Consider the following 11,185-nt stretch of genomic DNA (forward strand, 5'->3'; position numbering starts at 1 on the left):
CTGTTTTATTTATAAGGAAATTTATTTTACTTTGCAGAATATTAATCTAAATTTAGACCTATGAAGCAGATAATTACTTCTTCAATTTTTTTGATTTCTTTTGTTTCCGTTTATGGACAAAGCTTCAGTGATGAATCTATAAATTTCAATATGTTTCAATCTCCGAAAGTTGTGATTGAGGAGGCGAATAAAACTTTTGACGTACATGTATCGTCTCCGTACAACCTTACCGCCAATGAAATTTACGAGCAATCCAAAATCGACCATCAAAACGATTTAGACAACTATGATGATGTTGTAAAACAAAGCGAAACAGACTATCAGGACGTCTTAAAGAATTTTGCAGAAGAAGAGAAGAGAGCAAAAGAAAAATTCAAGACCGAAGATGAGGCTTTTAACAAAATGAGTCTATTGGAACGTCTTACACTTATTGATCAGGGAAAAAAGCCTAAACTCGTTCTTCCTACCAAGCCGATGTATTATAAACCGAATGCTCCAGTCTATAGAGAGCCTAACCTGAACAACTACATAATTATAGACAATAATGTTCTAGCATCCCAAATAAACATTCCACAGTTTAAAAAAGGTAATGGTAATGGATATGTTAATATCAATCTTTCCGTATCACAGGTAAATTTTCAGGACAACGCCGGACAGACTTACGCAAAACAACCTACAAGACTACAGATCAAGGAAAACGGTGCTGTAAAAATTGATGAAACATTTTTTAACGAATTCAAGTTCATTGCTTCATCACCTACAAATAGCATTAATGCCGTTCAAGAAGAAAAAAGACATCTGGAATCGGTCGTTAAATTTATAAATACTTATCTAAGTGAGCGCTATTCTAATCAGGAACAGGTGAGAACAATTAAATTGACTACTATTAAAAATAATAAGAACAAGTACGACGATATAGAAAAAGGACATATTTATATTACAACCAACCTTAAAAAATTAAGTACGGACGAAAAGAGAAATGCTGAAGCATTTAAAGGGATTGAAAACGGGGTCGAACTATGGACCAAAGCCTTACAAAAAATCGATTTTAAGAACTCGAAAGCAGATTATAATGCTAAGGTTGCAAAGAACCTGTACATGAACTTTATAAGATTATACCTTGCATTGGACAATAAGATAGAAGCAGAAAAATACCTGAATAACCTTCAGGAGCATCTGGTGGAAATTGATCTTTCATCAAACGAGCAAAGAGAATTAAGCGGATTGGAAAAGTCTGTCTATAAAACCAATTAGCCATGTGTAAACTACTTACAGTTATTATCCTCATTTTTACCGCTAATATCGCGCGCGCGCAGACTAATGGTAATGAAAATCAAATGTTTGATTTTGACGAGGCTTTTGAACAGGATGTTAAATTTGTCTTGTCTGACAACTATTCCCATTATCTTTTTTCGGCAAATAACACCTATGGTATAGGAGCAAATAAGGGTGTAGCAATTCTTCGTAAATTCGATCAAAAGAGCCAGCTGCTGGATCAATACATTCTTAATTTCCCACAGATTGATGACCGTACTGCCTATTCTTATCTGGGATCTTTTGAAATGGATAAAGATCGACTGATGATATTGAGCGAGAGTTTATCCGGAAAGGCAAAAAAGAAAGAAATACACTATCATATTTTCGATAAAAAGACAGGCGAATTTAAAACTACATTGTTAAACAGTTTTACGGTTGAATCTGACTATAAGTCAGGAACAATCCTTTTCTCCGTGTCTCACAACAGAAAGTATTTTGGAATAGCTTTTCGTGAGCACGCAGGCAGAAAAGATCCTAAAATAACGCATATCACCGTCATGCAAACCGACGGATTGACAAAAAGTATCGAAAAGAAAGTCACATTCGATGACAACTTCTTTGATAAATCTTTTGAACTGACCAATTCGGGTAAAGCTATTTTACTGCGCAGACTTTACGGTATGAAGATACAAAATACCTTATTGGAAGTAAACAGTACTAATGAACGAGAACTACCTTTAGATGAAAACATGCTTCTTCAACATCCCGTGGCTATTTCGATCGGGCAAAAAGAATATCTTGTGGATTTTAACTATACAACTAAAGGTATAAGATCCAATGACTTTAATAAAATCATGTTGTATGACATCGAAGCAGCGCAGGTTGTAAAAAATAATGATGTTAAGGTGTTCAATCCAATTCCTGAATTGAAAGATATTATTATTCGAAGAATCGACATTCTAAATGAACGCATCAACATTTTTGTAGAAGCCAAATATAAAGATGGTACAAAAGCAGCTAAATCGAATGCCCTTAGTGCTGTAGAAATCAGTGTGGATGCATACGGTTATGGTCATCCACATGTGATCAGTATGGATTACAATGGAGCTGTTCAAAACATTAAGCCGCTGAAGCGGGCATTCACTAACCTATCGGAGATACACAGGTCTTTTGGAGTTTCATTAGTTAACGGTAATTATTATTTGGCAGATGATTATGGCTTTTGTCAGGTCAATTTAGATGCACAGGAAGATGCTTACCTGTATTCTAGAAATCCCAACGACTCTTATGTAAATAATAAGTTATGGGTTAATCAGCTTTCAATTTATAAGCCTGATTCCAAAGAATTGATACTAACTAAATCAAATAATGGAAAGATGTGGCTTATCCATAGAAATGTGGAAAATAAATAATCAGAAAATATTTTCTAAATAAATAGTTATAATCAAAATAAAATAGACCGTCTTCATTGCACGGTCTATTAGTTTTTTATTATTAAGACCGTTCACTATACGTGGTAATATTTGTTGTTTAAATATTGATAGTTAATCCTATATTTGAAACTCTGTCGGTAGAAGTTATGAAAGATTGTATTCTTGGTGCATCTAGAAAAATTATAGGTATATTGGCTACACGAACTCAAGAGCTAATTTAATTAGCAGAAAAAATAATAAGTATATTATCAAATTAAACTATCTCAATTTTCACTTTATAATCCTTTGTTTTCCTAATATTGGTTGTGCATTTACATTTTTATTCATTATACGTAGTTTTAAATAGCAGACAATGAAGACGCAGACAACAATCCGTTTCGTTGGTATGGGAAGTATTACCGAAGTGAAGATCATTTATTTAAAGCATTAGAAATAAACCCAACGGACGACTTAGCAAGGCAGACTCTATTGAGCTGGTGGACTTACAACATTTATTATTCGGTTCATCATTTACCAGAGGGATATATTGGAGAACCACTTGAAGATATTAAATTTGGAGAAAAAATAAAAGCGGAAATACAGAAATTATCTGCTGCGCAACTAAGAGAATATTGGATGAACGAACTGGAAGAAGATTTGGAGCTTGTAAGAAACTATATTGAGTGGAAAACTTCAGAACATCCTGACTTTGAAAAATGGGGAATGGAAAACAAAAAACAAACAGGTTACGGACTTACACGAACTTATTATTATGAAGAATAGTAAAAGTAACGGCAGCGGTACTGCTGTTTTTACATTAATTGAGCTTTAACCAAATTTTTGTGTTAATGACAACGAAGCATTATTGATGTTGGTTGTTATTTCCCATAGATGCACAGATTATTAGTTGATTAATTGTTGAATCGTTTATATGTTGGGTGCTGGATGTTTGGTGTGGGGTGTGCCTTCGACACTTCGATGCTTCGATTAACTCAGCAACCGCGGGCTCAGTGACCGCAGGCTCAATAACCATGCTTCGATGAACTCAGCAACCGCCTCAGGCACCGTTGGAAGGATTTTTTTCACAGATGCACAGATTATTATAAAACTGCTTTTAATACAATTTACTTTCACAATGTGCTAAATTTTCACAGATAGCTGAATGTGGTACATTCAGTTGTTTTGATTGATTCTTTGGATATCTACTTACTTGAGGTAATTTATGCGGCATGTCTTTTTCTTGTGCGACTCCTTGTAAAGCAAGGGGGTGACTGGGTTCTCGACTGGGCTGGAACTGACGTACATTTGGAATGATAGAACTATTTAGCTTTGAGATCTCCATTTGAGTAAGAGTCCGATTTCGGTTTTTCTTTTCTTTTCGGATGAAAAGAAACAAAAATCTTTTTTGTTGCGGCGATCTTTTAAACGGTCGAATTAAACTTTTGAACCTATCTGATCGCGGTTCGGCAAGCTCACCGACCACCCGATCAGCTTGCGCTTCATACAGTTATTCGACGCTCGCTTAAAATTTCATACCGCTTTTGATTCGTGTGGATTGAATTATAGTGTTTTTTTAATGAGGAATTTTGTGACATAGTTACTAGTTCTCGACTGGGTTCGAACTGATCAAAGTTTGAAGTGATAGAATTATTTGTTACCTGTTGGAGATTCCGGGACAAGCCCGGAATGACAGTTCGTAGTTAGAAAACTAGTGATTTAGATAGGACACACTCTTAGCTTCAAGAAAACGTCACCCATACTTTAAGGTTTTGAAATGCCGATTAAATTAATTAAGACTAACAAATATTGTCTGTAGTATTAGGAAATAAGTCATTTTTGACTTATAAAGCCAGGGTTTGCAAACAGTGTAAATGCTAGCAATACATTTGAAACATTACCAAACTATACTTTCAACAACATTTATCGGCAAAAAAAGACATGAAAAAACATTAATTAAGTGTATATTTGCCGATAACGGCATTTATAATTAAAAGTCATGAATTATATTTCGGTAAGGGAATTTGCAAAAAAAAGGAATATTCCGGAAAGAACTGTTCGGAATCACTGTGCTATAGGAAGAATTAAGGGAGCTTTCTTAACTGGTAAAACATGGAATATTCCCGATGATGCAATATTGCCTGAGAAAGCAAACAAGAAGAAATTTAGTAATAATCCATTACTCAATCATCTCAAAGAGCAAAAAGAAATGAAGCTTAAAGGCGGGATTTATCACCGTACGCAAATTGATCTGACTTATAATTCAAACCGTATAGAAGGAAGCAAGTTGACCCATGATCAAACTCGATATATTTTTGAAACGAATACTATTGGGGCTTCCAAAGAAAGCGTTAATGTAGATGACATAATAGAAACGACCAATCACTTTCGATGTATTGATTTAATCATTGACAAGGCAAAATCTAAATTATCAGAATCATTTATAAAGGAATTACATTTTCTCTTGAAATCGGGAACATCTGATAGTGGAAAAGACTGGTTTAATGTTGGCGAATACAAAAAACTCCCTAACGAAGTGGGTGGCAATGAAACGTGTCCACCTAAGGAAGTTTCGGCAAGAATGAAAGAATTGCTTTTAGGTTACCACAACATTGAAAAGAAAACTTTTGAAGATATTATAAACTTTCATTACCAGTTTGAAATCATCCATCCTTTTCAGGACGGAAACGGTCGGGTTGGCAGGCTAATCATGTTTAAAGAATGTCTTGCCAATAATATTGTACCCTTTATTATTGATGAAGAAATTAAGCTTTTCTACTATAGAGGTTTACAGGAGTGGAATAATATAAGAGAATATTTATTAGATACCTGTTTTACAGCTCAGGATAATTACAAAGCTATTCTTGAATATTTTGAAATAGCGTTTGATTAGATTTGAGATACTATTTACCGTAGTAAAGGGCTAAATGGGGTGATTGAACTGTTGATTTAGCTTCGCTTCCCACATACTCTGCTCCATGTATACGCAGACTTTGGACTTCGTGCTCGGGTGTTTAACTGTTGAATCGTTGATTTGTTTATATGTTTGGTGCGGGATGTTTGGTGTTACCGGATGAATTGTTGATTCGTTTAACTGTTGATTTGTTGAGGTGTCGGTGTAAATTGAAGAACTTTTGTTTTGCTTGAAATGTACACAGGTTTTCAATGTGGTACATTTAGTGGATGCTTTTACTGACACTCTACCCACCTATATACGATGAATATGAAGCTTTTGGCAGCATAACTAGCAAAGCACTACTTAAAACAAGTCTTAGAAAACTTATGATAAAGAGCTGGGGAGGTGTAATTAATGATCTTTTAAAGCTAAAACTTGGAGTGGCTATTTCTCTAACCAGTTCTAATATTACTGCCAGTTGACTGTATAACCATATTCAGCACCGTTAACGTGACTTTCTGGAATTTGTCTTAAGAAGTATAAAACCTGCTGTACCTGCTATGACAGAGGTAAGTAAAACCGAAAGTTTGGCTTCCGATACAAATAGAGGGTTATTAAATGAAAGTATCGATATAAATATAGACATTGTAAAACCTATACCTGCAAGCAGACCTACACCAATAATATGTGTCCAGCTGCTACCTTCCGGCAGCGTTCCCATTCCCAGTCTATTGCATATCCACGAGGTTATAAAAATACCTACCGGCTTACCGACAAGCAACCCGAAAAATATTCCCAATCCCAGTGATGATGTAAGTCCGTGAAGCATTTCTGACTGCAGCGTTATATTAGTATTCGCAAATGCGAATAAAGGTATTATAAGAAAATTTACCGGCTTAACGAGTGCATGTTCCAACCGCTCCAAAGGAGATTCTACCGATGTATCGTTGGTAGGAAGTGTCATTGCGACCATTACCCCTGCTATTGTTGCATGGATGCCTGAATGATGTATAAAGTACCATACGAAAATGCCCGGTATAAGGTACAGGTACGGATTTTTAACATTAAACCTGTTCATCAAAATCAGAACCGCCATAAAAGCAGCAGCAAAGCCTATATATGCCAGTTCTATTCCGGAAGAATAAAAAAAAGCGATTACTAAAATGGCTATAAGATCGTCTACAATTGCCAAAGCGGCTAAGAATATCTTTAAGCTTACCGGCACCCTTTTGTCCAATAATGATATTACCGCAAGAGCAAATGCAATATCGGTTGCCATGGGAATTGCCCACCCATCAGCTGTTTCCGCTCCTGAATTTAATGCGAAGAATATCGCTGCAGGAACAAGCGCACCACCTATGGCACATAGTATAGGCATTATTGCTTTTTTTGGAGACGATAGTTCCCCTTCTACAATTTCCCTTTTAATTTCGAGCCCAACCAACAGAAAAAAAATAGCCATAAGACCATCATTAATCCACATAGATACCGAATAGTTAAGGTGGACCGTCTCGTTTTCAAAACCAATCACCGTATCTAAAAGATCCTGAAGTGGCTGCGACAAAGGAGAATTTGCCACCGCAAGCGAAAGTATTACACACAGAAAAAGGAGAATACCTCCAAAATTATTTGATTTGACAAAATCTTTAAATACGTTTAAATTAATGTTAGTGCCCATTTCTGTACGATTTTTTATTTTTAAGCCCTGCAAAGTTACGGCTACTTTTTAAAATTTATTGTTGATGTTTAGTGTTATTATCTAGAGAATTGTTCCAATATTCTGCATGCTGCAAATTGAGTTCTGTACCATTAAACTGAGGATCAAGACCTTGCTTCTTTTGTTTTTCGTAATCATCTGCCACCGCGACTGCCTTCTTGTAAAGCAATAGTATTGCTACAAGATTCATCCATGCCATAAGACCTACACCTATGTCACCAAGAGTCCACGCAACTTTTGCGGAGTTGATACAGCCCAGATAAACCGAAACAAGGATAAGTAAACGCAGAATCCATATCGCGTATCGAGATTTTCTTCCTTTAAAAAGAAAATCGATATTTGACTCTGCTATATAATAGTAAGCCATGACCGTTGTGAAAGCAAAAAACATGAGCGCCACCGCTACAAATTCATTTCCGAAAGCAGGAAAGTGAATGCTTACGGCATTTTGTGTAAAAGCTGCCCCTGCTTCGATCCCGGGTAAATTTTCGACCAAGAAACCGGAATCTGGATGCAATACGTTGTATTGGTTGGTAAAAAGAATCATAAGCGCAGTTGCCGTGCAAACGAAGAGCGTATCTACATACACCGAAAACCCCTGTACGAGCCCTTGTTTGTAAGGATGAGAAACTTCGGCCGCAGCCGCAGCATGCGGGGCGGTTCCCTGACCTGCTTCGTTACTGTATATACCGCGCTGGACACCCCAGCTGATAGCCGATCCAACAATGCCGCCAAAGGTAGCATCTGCACCGAAGGCAGAACTTAATATAAGGGAAAACATTTCGGGTACTTTATCAATGTTAAGACCAATGATTATAAATGCCATAACGATGTAAGAAATTGCCATGAAAGGCACCACTATTTCTGCAACACTACTTATCCTTTTTACACCCCCTATAATTATCAAGGCAAGTAGAATACATACCCCAACAGCCGTATAAACTGTATCAACATTAAAAGCTTTTTCAACTGCAAGCGCTATACTGTTACTCTGTACGCTTGGAAGTAGAAATCCGCAGCTTATAATTGTAGCCAACGCAAACAACACGGCAAAGGGTTTACTTTTGAGTCCTTTTAAAATATAGTAGGCAGGTCCGCCCCTAAACTCGCCTTTGCTTACTTCTTTGTAAGTTTGCGCAAGTGTAGCTTCAATAATTGCCGAAGCGCTACCTAGAAATGCAATAGTCCACATCCAGAATACGGCGCCAGGACCACCCATTGCAATGGCTGTGGCAACACCGGCAATGTTACCCGTACCTATCCTTCCTGATATCGCTAGCGTAAAAGCCTGAAAAGAGGAAATACCCTCTTTTGATTTTTTTGTTGCGAAAAGTAACCTGATCATTTCCTTGAAAAGCCTTACTTGAGGAAATTTTAACCTGAAACTAAAAAAAAGTCCCGTACCCAGGCAGAGTATTACGAGAGCCTTACTCCATACAATGTCATTAATCCAATAAATTACTGATTCCATCTGTTTATATTTGCTGACTTAGCCCACGGATTGGGGTAAATTATAAGTAGACCTAACATTAATTATCGTACTAATTTAGGCAGTGTTAAATAACAAATATAACCATCTTAAAGAGAAAACATGATACTTTTGGAAGCTAAAAATTTTCAGTTTGTTATCTTTGACATAAATAATGGATAGTTAGAATGGAAAAAAACGAAAAAAAACAGTCTTTCTTAAGCCACCTCGAAGCATTGAGATGGGCTTTTGTGAGATGCTCTATCGGGATAATTATTTGTTCTGCCGCTGCTTTTATTTTCAGTGACTTTATCTTTGACGAAATTATATTCGCACCGAAAAGAGGGGATTTTCCGACATACAGATTATTGAGCTATTTTAATGAGGCAGTATATACAGTTACGAATCTTGATCTTGATCTGCAAAACCGTAAAATGGAAGGACAACTTTCTATATTAATCTGGACCTGCTTGAGTTTTGGTATTATCGCAGCTTTTCCGTTAATACTGTTTGAATTCTGGAAATTTATTCGCCCAGCTCTTTACAAAAAGGAAACAAAGGCAGGTTTAATTTTTCTTACATCCTCAACGTTGCTTTTTTTTACCGGCGTTCTTTTCGGATACTATATCATTGTACCCTTTTCCTTAAAATTTTTAACTGAATTTAGCATCAGTACCACTATACAAAACAAATTTGATCTTAATTCCTACTTTTCACTGGTCCGCACAACCTTACTGGCGACAGGTATTGTATTTAACCTTCCTGTTATTATATATTTTCTATTCAGATTAAACATTGTATCAACAATTTTATTAAAGGAATACAGAAGATATGCCTATGTAATCATACTTGTTGCTTCGGCAGTAATAACTCCACCAGATATACTAAGTCAGGTAGTTTTGGTAATTCCTATGTTTGCATTGTACGAAGTAAGTATCTTTTTAACCAAGTTAGGTTCGGTAAAGCCAATAATAAACTAATATTTTATTTAACATATCTCGTTTGAGCCAGTAATAGCTCCTGAGGGATGTATATTTCTTTGTGTGCAAAATTATCATTAGCTTAGATAAAAAATCAATGATTAGTTGTCAGCAACTGTAAAATTTTAAAAAATTACTGCAATGATCAAACCAAGAGCAGTCCTGTGCAGTATTTTTGTGTTACTAACAACTATATTCTGTATATTTTCATGCGAAATAAAAAATGAAAAAGGAAGCACAAAGGTATTATAGAATTGAACAAATCAAAGCCCGGAACTTATCAAGGGACTGTAATTGAAATTTCTGCTCACCAAAGGTTGGTCTACCTGCAAACAGTAGCTGGAGAGGTTGTTAGTTTGTTACCGCAACCTCTTTTTTATTTCTATCACTTGTTAAGTTTTAGCTTACAAATTAAATTCTTATTGAAATGAGCATTTATAAATACGTAATGAACTGAAAAAAAAAATAGGAATATGAAGTAATTAACCCATGAAAAATATACACTTATGCACAAGAAAAAAACAATAATTTAAAATTTCTAAACATTATATTTGTCAAAAATTAAATATGACATCAATAAACGAAATAAACAGTTACATACAGCCAAAAAAGGATCAGCTAATTAATCATTCTTTATACAAAAAGATTACAACGATTGCAGACTTGCAACAATTCCTTCAAGTTCATGTTTATGCCGTTTGGGATTTTATGTCTCTTTTAAAAGCTTTACAATCTAAACTTACCTGTACCACAAATCCATGGTTTGCGTCTCCAAACCCCGAAGTGCGTTACCTGATCAATGAAATTGTGTTGGCAGAAGAATCAGATCTTACATTAGACGGAAAAAGGTTAAGTCATTTTGAAATGTATCTGCAAGCCATGCATAAAAGCAATACCAGTACAGAAAATATTGAGGCCTTTTTAAACTCAGTGCAGACTACAGATATATTCAGCGCTATAAAATCGAGCACACTTCATAACAACATAAAGGATTTTCTAACGTTTACTTTTGAAGTTATTGAAGCAGGCAAACCGCATGAAATAGCTTCGGCATTTACGTTCGGGCGCGAGGATCTTATACCGAATATGTTTACCGAAATGCTTAAGGAATTTAAATTACGATTTGAAGATACCGACCTAACCGATTTGGTATACTATTTTGAACGTCATATTGAATTGGATGCGGGCGAACATGGACCTATGGCTTTTGAAATGATTTCTTACCTGTGTGCAAACGACACTAAAAAATGGAAAGAAACAGCAGAAATAGCTGTTAAATCGCTTGAGAAAAGAATTAAACTATGGGATGCAATTGAAGAGTTAATTGAGGAGAACTGAATAAGTAATAACCAGTAGTGCATTATAAAAAAGGTTGGCCAAATTACTAAAAATTAGCATATTGTATTGACTGACAATGAAATACATTTTATGAGCAACCTAGAAGCAAGTTACAAATTA

The 11,185-nt window shown here is 35.7% G+C and carries 8 protein-coding genes; 6 read left to right on the forward strand and 2 right to left on the reverse strand.

What is annotated here, in order from left to right:
* Positions 1 to 150: 150 nt before the first annotated feature.
* From EG242_RS11085 to EG242_RS11100, 4 genes are all read left to right on the forward strand, one after another.
* On the forward strand, positions 151 to 1,254 hold the full coding sequence (locus tag EG242_RS11085) for a hypothetical protein (RefSeq protein WP_124899936.1): 1,104 nt from the start codon (positions 151 to 153) through the stop codon (positions 1,252 to 1,254).
* Between the two features lie 2 nt (positions 1,255 to 1,256).
* Positions 1,257 to 2,669, forward strand: coding sequence for a hypothetical protein (locus EG242_RS11090; protein ID WP_124899937.1), 1,413 nt, complete (start codon positions 1,257 to 1,259; stop codon positions 2,667 to 2,669).
* A gap of 489 nt (positions 2,670 to 3,158) precedes the next feature.
* A complete protein-coding gene (locus tag EG242_RS11095; protein ID WP_124899938.1) occupies positions 3,159 to 3,452 on the forward strand; it encodes a hypothetical protein in 294 nt (97 codons plus the stop codon).
* Between the two features lie 1,213 nt (positions 3,453 to 4,665).
* A complete protein-coding gene (locus EG242_RS11100) occupies positions 4,666 to 5,559 on the forward strand; it encodes a Fic family protein (RefSeq protein WP_124899939.1) in 894 nt (297 codons plus the stop codon).
* 508 nt (positions 5,560 to 6,067) lie between these two features.
* On the opposite strand, the gene nhaA is transcribed toward EG242_RS11100, so the two are convergent.
* Both nhaA and EG242_RS11110 read right to left on the reverse strand, forming a co-directional pair.
* Complete coding sequence (gene nhaA / locus EG242_RS11105; RefSeq protein WP_124899940.1) at positions 6,068 to 7,240, reverse strand: Na+/H+ antiporter NhaA; 1,173 nt, start codon at positions 7,238 to 7,240, stop codon at positions 6,068 to 6,070.
* A 55-nt stretch (positions 7,241 to 7,295) separates the two neighbouring features.
* Positions 7,296 to 8,750 (reverse strand): alanine/glycine:cation symporter family protein, encoded by a 1,455-nt coding sequence (locus EG242_RS11110; protein ID WP_124899941.1) that lies wholly within the window; start codon positions 8,748 to 8,750, stop codon positions 7,296 to 7,298.
* Positions 8,751 to 8,935: 185 nt separating this feature from the next.
* Between EG242_RS11110 and tatC the strand changes: the two genes are divergently transcribed.
* Positions 8,936 to 9,727 (forward strand): twin-arginine translocase subunit TatC, encoded by a 792-nt coding sequence (gene tatC, locus EG242_RS11115; RefSeq protein ID WP_124899942.1) that lies wholly within the window; start codon positions 8,936 to 8,938, stop codon positions 9,725 to 9,727.
* 567 nt (positions 9,728 to 10,294) lie between these two features.
* Positions 10,295 to 11,065 (forward strand): DUF3050 domain-containing protein, encoded by a 771-nt coding sequence (locus EG242_RS11120; RefSeq protein WP_124899943.1) that lies wholly within the window; start codon positions 10,295 to 10,297, stop codon positions 11,063 to 11,065.
* Positions 11,066 to 11,185: the final 120 nt, after the last annotated feature.

Origin of the sequence: Paenimyroides viscosum, assembly GCF_003858535.1 — a bacterium.
Taxonomy (GTDB): domain Bacteria; phylum Bacteroidota; class Bacteroidia; order Flavobacteriales; family Flavobacteriaceae; genus Flavobacterium; species Flavobacterium viscosum.

Coding starts and splice junctions, on each gene's coding strand:
- EG242_RS11085 (WP_124899936.1), top strand. CDS start 151: ATGTTTCAATCTCCGAAAGTTGTGATTGAGGAGGCGAATAAAACTTTT.
- EG242_RS11110 (WP_124899941.1), bottom strand. CDS start 8,750: ATGGAATCAGTAATTTATTGGATTAATGACATTGTATGGAGTAAGGCT.
- EG242_RS11090 (WP_124899937.1), top strand. CDS start 1,257: ATGTGTAAACTACTTACAGTTATTATCCTCATTTTTACCGCTAATATC.
- nhaA (WP_124899940.1), bottom strand. CDS start 7,240: ATGGGCACTAACATTAATTTAAACGTATTTAAAGATTTTGTCAAATCA.
- EG242_RS11120 (WP_124899943.1), top strand. CDS start 10,295: ATGACATCAATAAACGAAATAAACAGTTACATACAGCCAAAAAAGGAT.
- tatC (WP_124899942.1), top strand. CDS start 8,936: ATGGAAAAAAACGAAAAAAAACAGTCTTTCTTAAGCCACCTCGAAGCA.
- EG242_RS11100 (WP_124899939.1), top strand. CDS start 4,666: ATGAATTATATTTCGGTAAGGGAATTTGCAAAAAAAAGGAATATTCCG.